This window comes from Thalassoglobus polymorphus, assembly GCF_007744255.1.
Lineage (GTDB): Bacteria > Planctomycetota > Planctomycetia > Planctomycetales > Planctomycetaceae > Thalassoglobus > Thalassoglobus polymorphus.
The window spans coordinates 3,259,247-3,278,891 of sequence record NZ_CP036267.1 but is presented as its reverse complement, the minus strand read 5'-3'; the positions used below and the strand labels follow the sequence as shown (position 1 = coordinate 3,278,891).

10 protein-coding genes are annotated in these 19,645 nt (G+C 49.6%); 5 read left to right on the top strand and 5 right to left on the bottom strand.

Features of this window, described 5'->3' with window-relative positions:
* Window positions 1–122: 122 nt before the first annotated feature.
* The 4 genes from Mal48_RS11780 to Mal48_RS11765 form a co-directional block, all read right to left on the bottom strand.
* Complete coding sequence (locus tag Mal48_RS11780) at window positions 123–1,538, bottom strand: DUF1501 domain-containing protein (protein ID WP_145199390.1); 1,416 nt, start codon at window positions 1,536–1,538, stop codon at window positions 123–125.
* Between the two features lie 26 nt (window positions 1,539–1,564).
* Entirely contained in the window at window positions 1,565–4,876 is a 3,312-nt protein-coding gene (locus tag Mal48_RS11775) for a PSD1 and planctomycete cytochrome C domain-containing protein (protein WP_145199387.1), read from the bottom strand.
* A gap of 539 nt (window positions 4,877–5,415) precedes the next feature.
* Entirely contained in the window at window positions 5,416–7,095 is a 1,680-nt protein-coding gene (locus Mal48_RS11770; RefSeq protein WP_145199384.1) for an outer membrane protein assembly factor BamB family protein, read from the bottom strand.
* A gap of 278 nt (window positions 7,096–7,373) precedes the next feature.
* Window positions 7,374–9,932, bottom strand: a complete 2,559-nt coding sequence (locus tag Mal48_RS11765; RefSeq protein ID WP_197441645.1) for a PQQ-like beta-propeller repeat protein — start codon at window positions 9,930–9,932, stop codon at window positions 7,374–7,376.
* A 385-nt stretch (window positions 9,933–10,317) separates the two neighbouring features.
* Here Mal48_RS11765 and Mal48_RS11760 point away from each other — a divergent pair, with 385 nt between their 5' ends.
* Both Mal48_RS11760 and Mal48_RS11755 read left to right on the top strand, forming a co-directional pair.
* A complete protein-coding gene (locus tag Mal48_RS11760; protein ID WP_145199378.1) occupies window positions 10,318–11,793 on the top strand; it encodes an AI-2E family transporter in 1,476 nt (491 codons plus the stop codon).
* A 95-nt stretch (window positions 11,794–11,888) separates the two neighbouring features.
* The gene (locus Mal48_RS11755) at window positions 11,889–12,470 is read left to right on the top strand and encodes a DNA-3-methyladenine glycosylase I (RefSeq protein ID WP_197441644.1); all 582 of its coding nucleotides are present in this window, start codon (window positions 11,889–11,891) and stop codon (window positions 12,468–12,470) included.
* A 55-nt stretch (window positions 12,471–12,525) separates the two neighbouring features.
* Here Mal48_RS11755 and Mal48_RS11750 read toward each other — a convergent pair whose 3' ends face one another.
* Entirely contained in the window at window positions 12,526–13,749 is a 1,224-nt protein-coding gene (locus tag Mal48_RS11750) for a protein-L-isoaspartate(D-aspartate) O-methyltransferase (RefSeq protein ID WP_231739485.1), read from the bottom strand.
* 266 nt (window positions 13,750–14,015) lie between these two features.
* On the opposite strand from Mal48_RS11750, the gene Mal48_RS11745 reads away from it, so the two are divergent.
* The 3 genes from Mal48_RS11745 to Mal48_RS11735 are packed head-to-tail and all read left to right on the top strand — an operon-like array spanning window position 14,016 to window position 19,577.
* A complete protein-coding gene (locus Mal48_RS11745; protein WP_145199375.1) occupies window positions 14,016–15,470 on the top strand; it encodes a sulfatase in 1,455 nt (484 codons plus the stop codon).
* 43 nt (window positions 15,471–15,513) lie between these two features.
* Entirely contained in the window at window positions 15,514–17,139 is a 1,626-nt protein-coding gene (locus tag Mal48_RS11740; protein ID WP_145199370.1) for an arylsulfatase, read from the top strand.
* Between the two features lie 56 nt (window positions 17,140–17,195).
* Complete coding sequence (locus tag Mal48_RS11735) at window positions 17,196–19,577, top strand: CehA/McbA family metallohydrolase (protein ID WP_197441643.1); 2,382 nt, start codon at window positions 17,196–17,198, stop codon at window positions 19,575–19,577.
* The last annotated feature ends 68 nt before the right edge of the window (window positions 19,578–19,645 follow it).

The window sequence follows — 19,645 nt, the reverse complement described above, 5'->3', positions numbered from 1 at the left end:
TTCTTTGAGTCGGATTGAGAAGAGGTCCCCCTTCAAGTCGACGCGAAAGAATCGGCGGATCGTTGTACTGTTTCAGGAGTCGAGAAGGCGATCTTCACTGGGACGGAATATCATGACGATGTCTAACTCAGGATTTCACGAATCACACGACCATGCACATCTGTCAGGCGAAAATCGCGACCGGCGTAGCGATATGTCAACTTCTCGTGGTCGAAGCCAAGTGTGTGCAGCATTGTTGCATGGAGATCGTGAGCAGTCATTCGGTTTTCAGTCGCAGCGAATCCAAATTCATCTGTGGCACCGTAAACTGTTCCCCCTTTGATTCCGCCTCCCGCCATCCAGACAGTGAAGCCGTAGTGATTGTGGTCTCGTCCCAGTTTTGATTTCCCCTCACTTGATAGTTCAACGGTCGGTGTCCTACCGAACTCTCCGCCCCAGACAACAAGTGTCTCTTCCAGCATTCCTCGTTGTTTTAAATCCGAAAGCAACGCTGCGATTGGTCCGTCGATTTGCGACGCGAGTCTACGATGGTTTGCTTCGATGTTGTCATGGTTGTCCCATGGTTGTCCTGCTCCATGCCAGAGCTGAACGTAGCGAACACCGCGTTCCAACAGTCGACGGGCAATCAATGTTTGGCGACCATGAACTTCTGAACCGTAAGCCTCTTGGATATGCTTTGGTTCGTCGGAGATATCAAAGGCGACTGCGGCATCCTGCTGCATTCGAAAAGCAAGCTCATACGAATGAATTCTTGCATTAAGACGATCGTCGTTGCGGCTCTCAAGGTGACGTTGATTCCAGCGATTGAGCAGGTCGAGTTGTCGACGTTGGTTCTTGCGAGAGATGTGCGGGTGGTCAATGTTTTCAATCAGCTTACTGATCTCAGTATGTTGGGAATCGACAAATGTCCCTTGATACGCACCGGGTAGAAAACTCGCCTGCCAGTTTTCATTATCTTTAATGGGCAAGCCACTCGGGCACATGGCGATAAATCCGGGCAGGTTTTGATTCTCAGTCCCTAAGCCGTACAACACCCAAGCCCCCACACTCGGTCGAGCCTGTACGGAATCTCCGCAGTTCATGAGCATTAACGATGGTTCGTGATTGGGGACCTCAGCAGACATGGAACGAATGACAGCGATGTCGTCAATATGCTGAGCGGTTTTCGAAAAGAGTTCGCTGACTTCGATCCCTGATTCACCGTATTTCTGAAACTGGAATGGTGATGCATACGCCGCGCCGGTTTTTCGCTCGGTGGTCAAAGTGTTTTCGAGTAGTTTTCCATCGTACTTTGTTAACGCAGGTTTGGGGTCAAATGTGTCGACGTGAGAGGGACCGCCATTAAGAAAGAAGTGGATCACTCGTTTCGCTTTACCGGGGAAATGAGGAGACTTCTTCGTCACCAGTCCATCGTTCGCCTGAATCGAATGACCGTCATCACTCAACAGGCTGGCGAGCCCAAGAGATCCAAGTCCCATCCCGGAACGCTTGAGGAGTTCTCGGCGGTTCAATGAATTCAGCAGCGACTTTGTGTTCATCTCAACACTCTCAATTTCGAAGAGGTTCAGTCAATGAAAAGGAATTCATTTGTGCAGATCAATAAATGAGCGAGTTGCTCCCATGAAGTCAGCAGGTCGAATTCCTTTGGTGTGAAGTCTGCGACAGAATTCCAGGTTGTCGCGGACTCAGAGATTTTTTCCTGGATGTCGACCGACCAAAGGTACTGGTCACTATTCAACACATCCTTGATGTCGACAACGAAGTCGAGTGTTTCGCCTTTCTTCAACGAAACCGAATCAATGCCAGGTTCTGCATGAGTTTGGTGGACAACCGCAGAAGCGAGAAGCCCTTCACTCGAACTAACGATGAATGCGCGAATGCCGTCTCCCGGAGCGGCTTCGTGCGTCAGCTTTGTTGTCACGCTGAAGTTCCCGTCGCGCGGAGCGGTCCAACGTCGAATCGCAGCCTTCTCCCGAGTATTCCCGGGATGGCCGCCTGTCGATGTCAGTTGGACCCAACCCAGCTTGGGATCGGGCCACTTGTCACCACCTTGCCAGGCATCCCCGGTATAATGTGGCAGCGGAGTGAAACCGACAACCTGCTTCTGCTCTTCGTCAAACTTTCCGAATCCATAGGACCAATCTTTAGCGGTGACCGGTGGAATGGGCTGATCGACCTTCTCGTTAGATGCGACGAATGCCAATGACTCAGCGAGTTCATCCGATGTCGGAGGCCGTAGCAATGTACGTTGAAATAATGCAGTGATTTTCTCTTCTGCTGTTTTCTTCTCCGAGACGGAATTCGCCAACATGCGCACTTGTTCTAAGACCATGGGATGGTTGAGGTAGAACAACGCTTGCTGTGGAACGGTTGTTTCGCTTCGTTTTGGAATATGTAAATCGGGATTTGCGAAATCGAAGACCCGTAATGTTCCGGGAAGATACTGCCGGTCGACACGACCGTACAACGTTCGACGTTTCGGGAATGGGGGAGCAAAGAGATCTTTCGGCTTCCCTTTTAGATCAAGTTGGAGTTCGCCAGAGACACTCAGTAACGAGTCACGAAACTCTTCGAACGTCTGGCGGTGTGAATTCATTCTTGAGAGCAACCGATTTTCGGGATCGACTTTCACAGCACGCTGAGCAATGTCTGTCTCTGCGAATTGCGAACGTTGTTGATAAGTGGCTGAGGTTAAAATCAAGCGATGCAGATTTTTTAAACTCCAACCATTTTCAATAAATCGGTGAGTCAACCAGTCGAGCAACTCCGGGTGGGACGGGGTTTCTGCACGAGTTCCAAAGTCGCTGGGAGTCGAGACGAGACCTTGTCCGAAATGGTGAGTCCAGACGCGATTCACAATCACACGCGCCGTGAGGGGATTCTTGGGATCGATGATGTGCTGAGCCAATTCATATCGTCCGCTCCCAGTCTTGAAGGGTTGTCGATTTTCTCCGGAGAGTATGGAGAGAAACTGGCGTGGAACGACGCGCCCTGCGTTCACAGGGTTGCCTCGAATGAAAATCTGGGGATCACTCGGAGCGACTGTATCTGTCATTGCCAGAGCGAATGGGACGTTTCGTTTCGAATTGACAATCCAGCGGTCGACTTCACCTTGTAATTTCCAAAGTTGCGTTGTCGTTGATGAGTCAAAGAAAAATTCGGTATGAACGATCGGTTCGTCTGGGATGAAACAGGGGGAGAACTCGCTAAAGAGTATCTTCCTGATCTCTTCCTGTTCATGGTTTTCAAATGCCCCGGGGAATGACTCTTTCAGGGCTGCGTCACGAACTTCTTCAAAGAGATCTGCATATCGATTGATAACTTCCACGAACGAAGCGGGCGGAGTTTCGAATCGAGCAAGAACCAACGAGTTCATTTCAACTGAAGAGGCTTTGTGTAATTCTGCGGTAACGATTTCAGCCTGCTCAACAAATGATTCTTGATTGAGATCAGCGTAGCGATGCCAGGGGATAAAGATCGGGTCATTGTTCCGTTTGGCGGCGTCAAGATAGCGTTCCCATTTCCAGACGAACGCAGGAAGGAGATCGGATTTCGAGAAGATTTGATCGAAGCCTTTGGGGGGATACTTCTGAAGTTCCGTTTGAGCAATCAGATACTCGCGAACTCGGCTCCGCGCTCGGTTGGAAGCTTCTGTTCGGCTCTCGGCAAGCTTTGTTGCCTGAAGTTCGATTCGTTTTTTTAACTCAGCTTCGAACTCTTCTGATTCTGTTCCCGGGGCGGACAGGCGAACAAGATTCTCCGCCGAGTTATTAAAGACCCCGAACAGGGAATAATAATCGGCTGTGGGAATCGGATCGTACTTGTGGTCATGACAGCGAGCACATCCGACGGTCAGTCCCATTGTCCCGCGGGTGACCACATCAATCCGGTCATCCTGAATGAGATGATTCACTCCAAGAAACCGACGACCCAAAGTCAAAAATCCCATTGCCGCCAAGTCTTGACGCTGACTGTCCTCGACCTGATCCGCAGCCAATTGGAGTAAGAGGAATCGATCATAAGGCATGTCGGAATTCAGTGCATCGACAACCCAATCGCGATAAACCCAAGCGTGAGGCCAGAAGCGCTCTTCCCTGGCATAGACGTAACCTTTTGTATCCGAATAGCGCGCGACATCCAGCCAGTGACGAGCCCACTGTTCACCATAATGCTCAGAAGCCAAAAGTTTGTCGACTTGTTCTTCATAGCTTTTTGCACTGAAATCTTTTGCGATTGTCTCGATCTGTTCTGCAGTTGGTGGCAAACCGGTCAGGGTGTAACTCACACGACGAATCAGCGTGCGGGAATCTGCCATTGGAGAGGGTTTGAGTTCGTTTGAAGTCAGCTTTTGAAGAATGAACGCATCGATCGGATTTCGAATCCAGTTGTTCCCCGGAAACGAAGGAACCTTTGGCTGTACGACTTGTTGAAAGGCCCAATGTTTCAAAGCATTCTGGTGAACCGTTATCGCTAACGGTGGAGATTTCTCTGGCCAAACTGCACCCGCTTTCACCCACTGAACGAGTGCTTGTTTCTGACGGTCATTCAACGGTTCATCAGGAGGCATTTTCAGCTCTCCTGAACGATGAACTGCCTGGATTAACAGGCTGCGTTCCGGATCGCCAGGTTGGATTGCAGGGCCTGAATCGCCACCTTTAATAAGACTTTCGCGGGAGTTAATAACCAGTGAACCGGAATCATTATCCTGCTGGTGACACTCGATACAGTGGTCGATCAGCAATGGGCGAATTTCATTTTCGAACTGCTCGATCAAGGCAGTGCTCTCTTCGCCCTGTACTGTATTCTGCACTAATCCGAGGACGCACCCGAGGACCAGTGAAGCAAGTAGTAATTTTCGAACTTCTTGTTCAATCATTGACTTCGAATTCCCTGAGATTGACTTAACTGACTAACAGAGGAATGGGACCGCTGTCAGCCTGTTTCGTCCGGATTTCAGCAGAGCTGAGAACGACCTCAGCCCTATGGGCTAGAACACTTTCGTGTTTTGTCTCTGCGAATTGTGCTTTTCAATCTATCAATAGCTCATTTCCACGAGACTGAATGCGTACTTCATTGTTTGCTCTTCACGAGGCAGAACCTGAACACCAATTCGACAGTTGCTCTAGGATAAGGGACTCGACAAACAAATGTCGAACCCAAACGAAGATCGAGCACGACTTGAAGAAATTTCATACAGACTAATTTTTGTTGAATGGATGAAGCGTCGTTTCATTCAAGGCGATATGTTTCATTTCAACATGAAAAAAGCCCGAAGCATGTTGCTCCGGGCTTGATGATGTCACTGTTAACGAGTGGTCTCACTCATGACTTTTGTGGAAGGCTGTCGAAAAGGATTACGGCAATCGTTCCAGTTGTCATAGCCCAGTTGTTATAGCGATGTCCATGCTCTGCTGATCAGTCGCTCTTCTTATTCCCGATGGCGTATAGAGTATCCTTCGTGCTGATGTACAACACTCCGTTGGCAACGACTGGAGTACTGTAAACAGAACTGTCCATCAGGTTCTCTGCAAGAAGCTCCATTTCCTTGCCATGTTTGAAGACTGCGATGTCTCCGTCTTCATCTCCGATATAGACTTTCCCGTCGACCAGCAATGGTGATCCCCAAGCTGCGGAGAACATATCGTAGTGCCAGTAAGGCTTTCCAGTTTTCGCATCGATGCAGTGGAAGATTCCAGAGAAGTCAGCAACGTACAGAATGTCGTCTAAGATCGCGACAGTTCCACATGTTCGGTGCATCTCTTCTTCGAATTCGACTTCACCATCTCCGTTGGTATCTTCGCCGGTGAAGTGCCAAACAACAGCGGAGTTCGGATTTGGCTTGGTCGTTTCACCGTCATCAGGACGAATCTTCTGTAAGCGTCGAGTTCCATCGTTTTTGAACTCGATTTCATTTCCGTCTTTATCGACAGCAATGGTCGGGCTGACATCGCCACGTTTCGTTGGATCGATGCAGTAAAGGTGTCCATTTCCTTCGCCGTGCTCAGGGTCTTCGCCAACACCAATGTAAACGAGTCCATCGTAAATCACCGCTGTTCCGATGATATGATTACGCTCACTGCGTCCACTGACAGAGTAGAGTGACTCTTTAGGGTTGCCATCGAATTTCCAAAGAAGTTTCGCATTTCCTTTTCCGTCACCAGCTGGGTCGAAGCTGTACAACCAGCCATCTCCACCACCGAAGAGGACTTGTGCTTGCCCATCAATTTCGCAGTAGGACGGTGATGACCATTGACCGTGTAAGATGTTGAGTCCTGGTGATCTGTCAGTCCACAAAACTTCTCCGGTGTTGCGGTCCATCGCCATGAAGCTCGGAGCGCTTGGAGCTGGAATGTTGACGTGTGATTCGTCGACACCGTTAGAAGTGTTTACGAAAATAATGTCTCCGTATCCGGTGATTGAACAGCTACACATATTGTGCTGTGAGACACCAAGTTCGCCCATCATATCGAATCGCCAGATGATGTCTGCTTCGACTTTGCTTTCGATCGGTTCTGACTTGTACGGGCCATCATTTTTCCCGTCGAGGAAACCTTCGGTATCCAGGCAGACAACTTCACCACGGCTGGTGACGTACCACAATCGGTTTCCGTCGACCATTGGTGAGCAGCAAATTCCCTGATCGGGCCAGTCGTGGACTCGGCCTGTGGAGAGTTTTTGGCTTGAATGCTGCCATTTGAATTCTCCAGTTTTCTCGTCAAGGCAAAGCAAGACCCCCAGGTCGACCGTCTTTGGGAACCGTGGGACATATCCATGGTGATTATTCGTTCCAACATAGACGTTGCCATTGGCGACAACGACGTTTCCGTATGTTTGTGATCCTAGAGGAACTTTCCAAAGCACCCCATCGCCCGTTTCAACGTCGAATTCTGTTGGAATTCCTGTTGCTTCGGGAACGTTGTTTTTGTGTGACCAGCCACCCCATTGAGGCCAATCATGCGGGCCGACATCCATCTTCTTGATTTCAGCCAGTGCTTCTTTTCGAGGGTTATATTCTCCATCCTGCGCAGTCGCCTGAACAGAAAGGGCAACCATCAGGACAGCTGCCAGTGAGATGCCAAAAAATCGTGATTTCATTTGATTCCCCGTTATGGAAAATGAATCTGCCAACCTGCAGTTCTAATCGTTGTATTGTTCTGGCAAGGTCATTTCTTGCTCACAATTGATTGGAACAACATGTTGTCAGAGAGTGTGATGAGCTCTTACAAAACCTGCACAAGTGATCGAAAATCGAGTGAATCAAAACGATTCCAACAGGGTTGCCAGGGCTTCTTGTGATAAATTCCCGAAACCAGTCTGGTTTCGGGAATTGGTGTCTGTGACAAAGTTCAATTTGGATCGAACCTTCGTTTGATCTACTTGTTCTTTGTTACTTTGAGGTTGTCGTAGAAAATTTCTGAATCTTTCGCGTTACCGAACAAACCTGGGCTTCCGATTTCATTGCCGATTTCATCGGTTGCTGTGATGGTCCACTCAGCTGGTTCTTCTTCACCTTTCACCCAGACTTTGGCTTTCAGGATCGCTTTTCCGTCTTGAGCCTGAGTTTGGAATTTCATGGTGTACCATTTGTTGGCTTCCCAGACAAAAGGAACGTTTTCCGAGAAACGATTCATCTGAGGTGTCCAGGTCCGGAATTGAAGTTGATTCGATGCACCCATCATGTCGAGGGTGTATCGTTGTCCAACAAGCCCAATGTCAGGCAGTTTTCCGTTTCGTTCAAAGGCATAGACGTCCGCCTCAATTGTGTAGTCATGGAAATCAGGGTGTCCCATCCAGCCTTGGCTGCGTGCCCCTTTGGGAATCGTTGTGATTTTACACATCACGCCGTTTCCGTCGATCTTTCGTTCGCCTTGAGTGACTGTGAGACGCGGCTCTTTAACAGTTTCTCCTTCGACGGCACTCGGGCGTTCCCATTGAGACCATTCCACTGACGACAGGACTTTTTCATCAGTCAACTTCTGTAGGGCGGCACCGAAGATTTTTTTGGCATCTTCAATGTTCTTTGGACGATTCGCTCCGTCTGCAAGACCAGTGAAGCTGAGCAGAGCTGTCCATGTCTGGCGAGGCGTCGAGTCGTCAAAGACTCCCTTAGGTCCGACGTTTTTGAATTGTGTCATGAAGTAGATGTACAAATCGCTGGCGAGTTGATCATCTTTCTTTAACTTCATCAGCAGGTCAAAATCGAGAGGAATATGCCGATAGCGTGCTCCGACCCAAGTTACCGGAATGACTCCATTGTCAAAGTCAATAGACCACGGCAGTTGAGGGATGACACGAATTCGTGCGTTCCCGCTGATCTCGCCAACTTTGGCAACCATGAGAGTCGCAGCTGCCGTTTCCTGGTCTTTGGAGATGTTGTAAGCCCCGTCTTCGTCCATCATTCCTGGACCAGTCAGTTCAAACTCGACCTCTTCCGGTTTGGCGAGACGAATGAATTGTCCGTTGGAGTTGTACAACCGAACCTGCATTGGTTGTCGGTCGCCTGGAAGAAGTAATGATTCCACAGGAGCAATTACTACTGTCGCTGGCTTCTCATCGTTGGCAGGATTCTTTTCTTTCGCCATCGGCGGAAGTTCACCGATTTCGACTTTGGCATCCTTCAGGCCGATGCAGTATAAGTTTCCAGTCGTAGGGATGAAAATTCGACCGTTGGAGACAATCGGCGTTCCATGGGATTCTTCACCTCTCTGGAAGCGGAATTTGTATAGGATCTCCGCTCCATCTTCAGTTGGCTTCAAGATGTATCCGCGACCGTTGGCGGTGTGGGCATAAATTTTGCCATCCGCAACGAGCAAGTTTGATCGCATCATCGTTCCGAGTCGAACAGGTTTTCCTATGACTTCACCTGTTTCAGGATTGAAGCAGTGCAACTTGGCGCGGTCATCAGCACAGTAGAGTCGTCCATCGATCATGACCGGACTGGAACGTCCGACGAGGAATCCAGTTTGTCGCCAGACCTCACCTGTTTTGGTGAGATCTCCCCGCTTTGTTGCATCGATACAGAATACTGCCCCCATCTGAGTTGTGTCGAGATTCTCTTCAGAGTGACCACAGTAGACTTTATTTCCGACGACAAGAGGAGAGGTGTTGATTCCGCGACCACTGACCATGTATTTCCATAATTGCTTTCCGGTTCGTGGCTGGAAACCGTAAACGCCTCCATCACCAGAAGCGAAGATCATCTGCAATTCGCCTTCAATGACAGCCAGCACAGGGGCACTATAAGTTGTGTCATCAGGGAGCAGTCTTGTTCCTTCGAACCAAATTGGGACTCCGTTGTTTTTGTCGAAGCAAATGAAACGGTGTGCTGGTTTCGCTTGTTCCCCCCAACCAATGATCACTGCGCTGATGATGACATTGTCTTCATAAACGAGTGGGAAGTTGGTTCGTCCGCCGTAGGTGCTCAGCAAACCGAATTCTTCGTGGAGTGAGCGATCCCAGATCACTTCACCGGTTTCTCCGTTGAGGCAGCAGAAGTATCCACAGACACCCAAGGCGTAAACATTTCCGGATGCCGGGTCGCAGGTCACACTGGACCAGCCGACACGTTCAGCTGGTACATCGCTCAAGTAGACATTGAACGCATATTCCCAAAGTTGTTTGCCGGTTTTGGAGTCGATGCAGACGACCTTCTCACCCATCTTTGATTCATCTTCAGGATGAGCTGTCGTCAGAATATAGAGCTTGTCGTTCATCAAAGTCGGTGTTGACCGTGTGGGGTAGTGCTCCGCCCAAATGACATTGCTGCCTTCCCCTCCCTTCGGATCCCACTCAGCAGGCAGATTCTTTTCTGCAGAGGTGTTCGTGAAATCGGGACCACGCCAGTATGGCCAGTTTTCTTCAGCGAACGCAGAATTTTGTAATGTGAATGCAATGCTTGCAACAACGCATAAAAGTGTTGTTCTTCTCATCATCTGTGAACTCATCTGTACAGGAAGACTTTGAACGAAGGGTCTCGTTCAACTTTGAGGCAGGCAGGTGGGCGCGTAGACTCACATCTACGCCGTCTACAACGATACTCAACACCGGACCAGTGGGCAAGGAATCGAGAAATTTCGTCGTATTTCTGAGTCGTCATCTCCCTCTGTGAATGATCAGGCACGATTGAGGTCGAACGAATTGAGGGTCTGAATCCAATTGCGAGTATTTTCTGAAAAGGTGATAAATGACCCCACCTTCCTGATTCGTTGTCGTTTCACTGGCAAAGCGAACGTCGAATCAGACCTTGCTGACAGTGGTTGATTCCCTCTATTCTCCGATTCCCCGTAATTGATTTTCATTTTATGAGAAAATGGCACCATGTCCTCGATGCGTCGAAAAGTTTCACTAGTTGTTCTACTAGTTTTGATCGTCGCTTTGGGCGTGACGTTCTTTCGAGTCGTCGCCCCTTTCTTGCTTCCTCTTTTTCTGGCAGGGATGACAGCTGTTGTCTGTCAGCCACTGTTTCGTTATTTCCTCTCCCGAACCAAAGATCAAATTTCTCTCTCTGCAGCTTTGACGACAGCGACCATTATGACTTCCATTCTGGTCCCGTTAATTACAGGCATCCTGATTGCAACGTTACAGCTATATACCTTCTCATCCCGAGTGGTTGATGAGAACCGCTGGTTGAGGATTTTTCTCGCGCCGGAAGTGGCAACCGTCGAGACTGACTCAGGCAACTCCTTCACTGCAGATGTTAATATCAAAGAGAGAGACACAATCCTTCCCGAACGGAAGTTGCAGAGTGTCATCGTCGATGATGTCGGAAACTCTGAGCCGGTCGTGCGAATTGAAACCACAGTGAAGCCAGAAAGCGTGACGAACACCGAAGACGTCACGAGTGCCGAACTCAAAGATAAAATAGAGGGCGCTGAACAAGAGGGGACTGAGCCGGACGATACGCCGGTCGATCAGGCGGACGAGAAACAGGACAGCGATGAGCAGCCTCCCGCAACCGCATCATCAGAAGCGGCTCAACCAACCGTATTGGATGATGCCGTGAACTATGTCAATTCCTGGTTGCCCAAAGAACTGAAGAGTAATCCCGCTGATGTCAGCCGAGAGATTCGTTTGCGAATCGGCGCCATGCTTCACGATTTAGGAGACCGGTCACTCGGAAGGGCTGCGGGAACGACATTTGGGTTTTTGGCTGGTGCAGCGGGCGCCATTATTTCCGCTCTGATTGGACTGATGATGTATGTCGTTGCGCTGTACTATTTTCTGGCGGACGGAACGACATTGTTGTTGGCTGCGGAGAAGATGATTCCAGTTCATGCCAAATATCAGCGTCAGCTACTTGAGCAGTTTGCTTTAGTGGTTCGATCTGTTGTTGTTGCAACGTTTCTAGCTGCGTTTGCACAAGGATTTGCCACCACATTTGCATTATGGCTTTTTGATTTTGATCATCTGTTCATCCTGCTAATGCTCGCAACGATATCCGCTTTGATTCCGATTGCCGGGACATGGCTGGTCTGGGTTCCGTGTGCAATCATTCTTTTTGCCACCGGGCATTGGGTGCAGGCCATTTTGCTTACGATTTACGGGGCTGCTTTCGTCGGGTTCCTTGATAATGTCGTCAGAACCTACGTCCTCAATAGCGATACAAAGCTCCATCCACTCTTAGCATTCATCAGTATCCTCGGCGGGCTGCAAGTGATGGGGCTGTGGGGAGTCTTTATCGGCCCAATCGTTGCGTCGTGCCTGCACGCCCTCGTGCAAATCTTCAATCATGAACTTCAGGAATTGTCAAAAGAGAAAGACTCTGCTGTTGAAGGTCTCCTTGAAGAGGGGTGATGAAGAGTCGTCCGTTTTGTTTTTGAAATCTGATAAAGTCACAGAGACAGACTTCTCCAGACTCTCGCAAGAATAAATTGATCAGTGAGAACGTCATGCCAGAGAAATCACCGGTTGAGCTGACTCGTTGTGCATGGGCGCGCGGCGACCTTGATATTAACTACCATGATCGTGAGTGGGGTGTTCCGCTTCACGACGACCGAAAGTTATTTGAGTTCTTGATTCTGGAAGGCGCACAGGCTGGGCTCAGTTGGACGACAATACTGAAGAAGCGAGAGAGTTATCGAGCGGCATTCGACAATTTCGATCCTGCGGTTGTGGCGAATTATAACCAAAAGAAAATCGATGAACTTCTGTTAGATGCCGGTATTGTTCGGAATCGATTAAAGATCAACTCTGCGGTCCGCAATGCTCAAGCGTTTCTGGAGGTCCAGGAAGAGCTCGGTTCGTTCGACAAATACATCTGGCAGTTTACCGAAGGTGAACCGCGACAGAACCACTGGAAAACTCCGGGAGAAGTTCCTGCTCAAACTGTAGAGTCTGAAGCAATGAGCAAAGCTTTAAAGAAGCGTGGCTTCGCTTTTGTCGGAAGCACGATTTGTTACGCCTTCATGCAGGCTGTCGGAATGGTCAACGACCACCTCACCGATTGTTTCCGCCACTCTGAACTTTCATAACTGCATAGACAGCTCACCACGAGGCAGAGCATCAAGACCAAGACTGGAACTGCTCTTAGCGGATGGGAGTAAGTTGAATCTCGTCCAGATACAGAATTCCCGTCGAACCGTTCAGTCCGGCTTGTATGATTGCTTCTTTCGCATTGCGAGGAATCTTGATGACTGTTGAGGATCGCTTCCAATCTTCTTGATCTGCCAGCCAAGGACCGATTGCAACACGTCCAATCGGTAGCCTGCGAGAATCGTAAAAGTAGAACGCGATGCCAGGTTGTTGCTGCGCGGCACGTCCGCTGCGAATGTTTTCAGACTTCATCGCCCAGCTGACGCGGGCCTCAGAAATTCGAGAACCATCAATCGCCATTCCCTGAAGCATATGCGACATTCGACCTGATTCGGAATTTTCGAAACGGATGCTCTTTCGACCCGCTGACGATTCATCCGAGAGTTCACCCCGGCGAACATAGTGCCAGTGATCAGCAAGTCCGTCCTCGTTCTCGTCATCTTCAAATCCGCCGTTGATAATTCTTGGATTCAACGGGTCAGGTTTGACTTTGCGAAGCTCCTCCATCTGTCCTGTCATCGGGACGAACAGGGTGGGGAGGAGTTTCGTTTGCTTCAGCTTTCCATTTTCCTTTTCAAACAAATAGAAGACTTGCTGATAGCGTTCTCCCAGCGGAACAATCATTCGTCCCCCTTCTTTGAGCTGTTCAACCAGCGGGGCAGGGACTGACTCTGGGGAGCAGGTGACGATGATTTTGTCGAACGGAGCATGCTCCGGCCATCCCTGGTAACCGTCTCCAATCTTCGTATGAACATTGTCGTACTTAAGGCGTTTGAGAAGTTTCTGAGTCCGCTGCCCAAGAGGTTCTACGATTTCAATCGTGTAGACGTCCTGAACCAAACCTGACAACACGGCTGCCTGATAGCCGCTACCGGTTCCAATCTCCAGAACCTTGTCAGTTGGCTTTGTGGCGAGCATTTCCGTCATGTAGGCAACAATGAACGGTGGCGAGATCGTTTGTTTGAAGCCAATATCAAGAGCCTGGTCTGTGTACGCCAGGTACCGAAAATTCGGTCGCACGAAGAGATGCCGCGGAACGGTTCCCATCGCTTCTAGGACGCGTGGGTCTTTCACACCTTCCGATGAAATATACTCTTCCACCATCTTGGCCCGTTCGGGGGCATATGGATCACGTGATTGAGCGTAGGAACTGGGGCAGGATGCTGAGCAAATGACAGCCAGTATTGTGAATGTGATAGGTTTCAAGATCCTTGACACCGGTTCGACTCCATAGTGTTCTGTCAAAATGTCGCAATGACCGTGTTGATTACAGGTTGATAACAGACTGCACCTTGCTGCATGCACCTCGCGAACTTTCGCACGAAGAACTTTGGTGGATCATTTGCGACTCAACTTTCGGTAGTCTCGCAAACCAACAGAAATACGGCAACAGGTTTTTATGAGATCATTGCACGTTCCTGATTAAAGAGTCAGACTTCAATTTGAGAACTCATAATGAATAGACATTGAATCAGAATTTACACATGAAAATCATTCGTCTTACACTTTCGATTCTTTTCTTGACGACGGTTGCTCAGGCGGAAAAGCCCAACGTTCTGCTCATCCTGGTTGACGACCTCAAGCCCTCCTTCGGAGCATACGGAGATGACTGGGTGAAAACGCCGAATCTGGATTCTCTGGCAGCCAGCGGAATGCGGTTTGACATGGCGTATTGCAATCAAGCTGTTTGCGCTCCATCTCGCAATAATTTGCTGATTGGATCGCGATCAACATCGACCGGCATTTACAGCCTCGGATATCATTTTCGCCGAGCCGTTCCGTTGGCTGTCACGATGCCTCAGCATTTTATGCAGCATGGATATCACTCAGCAGGAATCGGCAAAGTCTTCCACATTGGACATGGGAACATCAACGATGAGAAGTCGTGGAGCGTGCCGTTTCATCCCGACAAAGTCATTGACTATGTTCTTCCAGAAAGCACAAACGGTGAGCTGACCAAGGAGGAGGCCCTCTTCAGTAATCAGCCCGCTCGCGGTCTTCCTCGTGGGGCCGCTTGGGAGAAAGCGGACGTTGAGGATGGAGCCTACGCCGATGGTCGCATTGCAGCCGAAGGAATTCAGCGGCTGCAAAGTTATCAGAAAAACGAGAAACCATTCTTTCTAGCTCTGGGGTTTACTAAACCGCATTTACCTTTCTGTGCTCCGAAGAAGTATTGGGATCTTTACGATCCTGCGAAACTTCCTTTGGCGAAAAACACACACCCTCCAGAAGGAGCCCCCAAATTTGCTGGCAAGACTCTTGGAGAACTGAATCAGTACAAACCGATCCCGGACAAACCTCCTCTTTCAGAGGAAATGGTTCGCACGCTTATTCACGGGTATTACGCATCCATGTCGTACATGGACTCGCAAGTCGGGCGAGTTCTCGATGAGCTACATCGTCTGGGGCTCGATCAGAATACAATCGTCGTTCTTTGGGGGGACCATGGCTATCATCTGGGGGATCACGGAAGCTGGACCAAACATACGAACTATGAGCAAGCCAACAAAATCCCAATCTTGATCCGGGCTCCGGGAGTGACAAAACCGAACAGCAGTTCGAATGAACTCGTTGAAACGGTCGACATCTTTCCGACGCTGACCGAACTCGCTGGCTTGCCCGCACCTCAGGGGCCACAACCGATTGACGGAAAAAGTCTTGTGCCTGTCCTGATCGACCCGACAGCCACAGTCGATGATCACGCATATCATTGCTTCCCCAAAGGAGGTCGTCTGGGGCGTGCGATCCGCACTTCTCGTTATCGGCTCGTCGAGTGGCGTCCTCAAATGAATGAGAACGCACAACCAATCTATGAATTGTATGACTACAAAAATGATCCGCTGGAAACAGTCAACATCGCTGACCAGAATCTAGAAGTACTCGAAGATCTCAAAGCGATTCTGGCCCGGCATCCGAAGGCGAAGTCAGCCAAGCGATAATTTGCAGGCTTCGGAAATCACAATCTATAGAGAAGAGTTCATAATGAAATTTGTGTCCAACGTCTTTATCTGCGTGCTCACACTCTTTTCGTGTACGTTCGCTTTGGGTGAAGCTCCGCGCCCCAACATTATCATCATTCTGGTTGATGACATGGGCTTTTCCGACATTGGCTGTTACGGCAGCGAAATCGAAACACCTAACATTGATCGGCTTGCCGAGCAGGGACTCCGTTTTACGCAATTCTATAACTACGGTCGCTGCTGTCCGACTCGAGCAGCTTTAATGACTGGTCGTCATCCGCATCAAGTTGGCATTGGGCACATGACGGAACCTCCCGAACGTCCTCTTGGATTCGAAGGGCCCTATCAAGGTTTTCTAAACGACAATTGCACGACAATTGCGCAGGTTCTCAAAGACTCAGACTATCACACTTTGATGACTGGCAAGTGGCATCTGGGACTGCATCGCCAGGAGTGTTGGCCGATGCAACGGGGCTTCGATAAATTTTACGGCTGCCTGAGCGGAGCGATCAATTACTTCGAACCGGGCGGCGGACGGGGCATCATGTTTGGGAATGATCCGGTCATAACCGACAAAGATTTCTACGCGACCGACACCTTCACCGACTACGCTTGCGAATTCATTTCTGAAACGACAAAGACGGACGACAAACCGTTTTTTCTTTATCTTGCTTACAACGCTCCGCACTGGCCTTTGAATGCCAAGTGGGAAGATTTTCAAAAATACAAAGGCAAATACACGGGCGGTTGGGAACCGTTGATGAAGTCTCGACTGGCAAAACAAAAGGCCATGGGGTTGTTTGATGAGGACATTATCCCCGCTCCTCATGTTGGCCCGAAATGGGATTCGCTCAAGCCAGAACAACAGGACGATCTTGATTCCATCATGGCAGCCTACGCTGGCTGTGTTGATTCAATTGATCAGAATATCGGTAAGTTGACGAACCATCTCGACAGTCTAGGCAAGCTCGACAATACGATCATCTTCTTTCTCTCAGACAATGGAGCTTGCCAGGAAGGTGGCAGACTCGGGAAGGGTTCCACGGAGATGGTCAAGAATCCTCCACTGCAAACGACAAATGGTGTTCGACTCGGTCTTGCTTGGGCGAATGCCTGCAACACTCCGTTTCGGCTCTATAAACACTTCATACACGAAGGGGGAGCCTGCACCCCCATGATCGCGCACTGGCCAAAAGGGATCCCTCAATCGAAGCGAGGTTCCTTCGTTCGAAATGTCGCCTATCTTCCCGATTTTATGGCGACCTGCATCGACCTTTCCGGCGCCGAATACCCTCCATCTCTTCCTCCCTGTGAAGGAGTTTCAATCACTCCATTGTTGAATGGAAGCACAAAACCGGTGCATACTGAGCCAATTTTCTGGGAGCACGAAGGGAACGCAGGCGTCCGCTCTGGCGACTGGAAATTAGTTCGGGAGTACAAAAAACCTTGGGAGTTGTACAACATCTCAAAAGATCGCACCGAGATGAACAACCTGGCGACTTCGAATAAAAAGCAGAAGTCAGATTTGGTTCAGCTCTGGGAAACATGGGCGACTCGTAATGAAGTCAGATACCCAGAGCGGTTTAACATGTATCAACATTTGAAAAGCACTCAGCAGAAAGAGTCTCGAAAGAAAGAGAATCAATAGAGAAGACAGCACTTCCCATTTCATCCAAAATCACAACTGATCGACAAGGTGCTCTCATGCGTGTAAGACCCCATTTTTACCTGGTGTTTTCAACAGCGCTGTGTGCAACATGTTGTGCACAAGATTTCCCGTCTGTTGTTGAAGTCGAACGTCAACCACTCGTTGAAAGCACAAAGCGACTTGTCGAGGCCCTCAAGTTTGTGGGAGCCCCCCTCTCTGCTGAAGAGCAACAGGAACTACAGAAAGCCTACGACTCTGACGATGATCAGGCGATTGTGCGAACAGCTCAAAAAGTTCTCGATCCGCATTGTGTCGCGGGAGTTCACATCAATGCAGAAAGTCGAGTGAAAGTTTCAGTTGGTCCCGCCCGAAAGGAACTCATTCAGAATGGCTGGCGGTCTTACCTCGTCAAAGTTTTTAATGAAGCGGGAATTAACCCACCTCTACAAATCGAAAGCCCGAACGCACTCCCTGTCTACCAGCGAGGAAAAGGGGCTCGTCAGAAACCAAAAACTGATCAGGATCTTGTTGACCTCTCTGAAGTGAAACAACGGTTCATGGATGCAACGATGTATCAGAAGCAACCTCTCACCCCTCGACTCTCTGGCCTAAAACTGGAGTACCGAATTGTTCAGCTGTACTCTCGTGATGCCGGAAAACGGGAAGCACAAATCGGCTTCAATGTCGGTCAGGGAACGCAAGACCTCGGATTCCGAAATTCCGTTCCAGTCTTGTTCAACTGCCTGCCTGCAACAAAGGTGATTTTGGGTATTAAAGATCATGACGGCTCACCAACGACGGCGGCCCTTGTCATTCGAGATGAACAGGGGCGAATCTACCCCAATCCAGCGAAACGTTTGGCACCGGACTTCTTCTTCCACGAACAGGTTTACCGCAAAGATGGAGAATCAGTTGAACTTCCACCAGGGGAATACACCGTTTCCCTCTCTCGCGGTCCGGAGTATGAAGTCGAGAGAACAACATTCAAAGTTGAGGAAGTCGAACAGCAACGTGTCGCACTTCAACTGACTCGCTGGATTCACCCGGCAACGCTGGGCTGGTATTCCGGAGACCATCATATTCATGCAGCTGGTTGTGCGCATTACGATTCTCCAACAGAAGGTGTCGGCCCAGAGGATATGATGCGTCACATTCTCGGCGAAGATTTAAACGTCGGCTGCGTGCTCAGCTGGGGCCCATGTTGGTATACACAAAAGGAGTTCTTCAAAGGCGAAACATCAGAGCTTTCCACGAAAGATTACCTGATGAGATACGACGTGGAAGTCAGTGGGTTTCCATCGTCGCATGCGGGGCACTTATGCTTGTTGCGGCTGACAGAGGATGACTACCCCGGATCGAAAGTGATTGAAGACTGGCCCAGTTGGACGCTGCCTGTTTTGAAATGGGGAAAAGAGCAGGGCGGCGTGGTTGGCTACAGTCACTCGGGATGGGGGCTGGGACTCCCGGACTACGGCGGGAACGGCCAGCGACTCACGACTATGTATTACCGGAACCGGAGAGGTGGGCAACAAGGACGCGCAGCTGATACGCTTCCTGATTATGCGATGCCACCGTTCGATGGAATTGGTGCCAATGAATTCATCGTCACCTCTGTTCACGATGTGTGTCACTTCATCTCGGCTGTTGATACTCCTGCAATATGGGAACTCAATATCTGGTATCATACTCTCAATTGTGGGCTCCGCAGTCGCATCAGCGGTGAAACTGATTTCCCATGCATTTATGGAGATCGTGTCGGACTGGGGCGAGTTTACGTCAGTCTCCCCAAAGATGAACCACTCACTTTCGATTCGTGGATTGCTGGAGTCAAAGATGGTCGGAGCTACTGCGGAGACGGGCTCAGTCATTTGATGGACATGAAAGTCAACAACGTTGCTCTGGGCGAACCGGGTAGCGATGGCAAAATCAGCCAGCTGAATCTGGAAGAACCGGGCGAAGTGACCGTGACCTTCAACGCGGCTGCCATGCTTGAAGCAGAGCAAAATGAAACCACTCGATCCATCCGCAACAGTCGGCTCGACCAAAAACCGTACTGGCACATCGAACGTTGCCGCGAGGGAGAGACTCGTCAAGTTCCAGTCGAGTTGATTGTCAATGGGCAGCCAGTCGAGAAGGTGATGCTCGAAGCTGACGGGCATATCGAATCACTCAAATTTAAGACCAAAATCGAACAGTCCAGTTGGGTTGCTCTGCGCATTTTACCTTCGTGCCACACAAATCCAGTTTTCGTCGAAGTTGAAAATCAGCCGATCCGGGCCAGCAAGAAGAGTGCTCAGTGGTGCGCGAATGCAGTCGAAGTCTGTTGGAATTCGAAGAAAGGCCAGATTCGTGAATCCGAACGAAAAGCAGCCAGAGAGGCCTACGATCAGGCGAAGGTCTATTATCAATCTGCAATGAAAGCCGCCAAGACTGAATAACACTCTCCTGCATAAACAAGAATCCTTTTGAGAATTCCCATCAAAAAAAATCACACAAACTGAAGCGA

Bases quoted from the DNA above. Each gene is read 5' to 3' on its own strand.
- Mal48_RS11760 (WP_145199378.1), top strand. From the start codon at position 10,318: ATGTCCTCGATGCGTCGAAAAGTTTCACTAGTTGTTCTACTAGTTTTG.
- Mal48_RS11775 (WP_145199387.1), bottom strand. From the start codon at position 4,876: ATGATTGAACAAGAAGTTCGAAAATTACTACTTGCTTCACTGGTCCTC.
- Mal48_RS11735 (WP_197441643.1), top strand. From the start codon at position 17,196: ATGCGTGTAAGACCCCATTTTTACCTGGTGTTTTCAACAGCGCTGTGT.
- Mal48_RS11770 (WP_145199384.1), bottom strand. From the start codon at position 7,095: ATGAAATCACGATTTTTTGGCATCTCACTGGCAGCTGTCCTGATGGTT.
- Mal48_RS11755 (WP_197441644.1), top strand. From the start codon at position 11,889: ATGCCAGAGAAATCACCGGTTGAGCTGACTCGTTGTGCATGGGCGCGC.
- Mal48_RS11765 (WP_197441645.1), bottom strand. From the start codon at position 9,932: ATGATGAGAAGAACAACACTTTTATGCGTTGTTGCAAGCATTGCATTC.
- Mal48_RS11740 (WP_145199370.1), top strand. From the start codon at position 15,514: ATGAAATTTGTGTCCAACGTCTTTATCTGCGTGCTCACACTCTTTTCG.
- Mal48_RS11745 (WP_145199375.1), top strand. From the start codon at position 14,016: ATGAAAATCATTCGTCTTACACTTTCGATTCTTTTCTTGACGACGGTT.
- Mal48_RS11780 (WP_145199390.1), bottom strand. From the start codon at position 1,538: ATGAACACAAAGTCGCTGCTGAATTCATTGAACCGCCGAGAACTCCTC.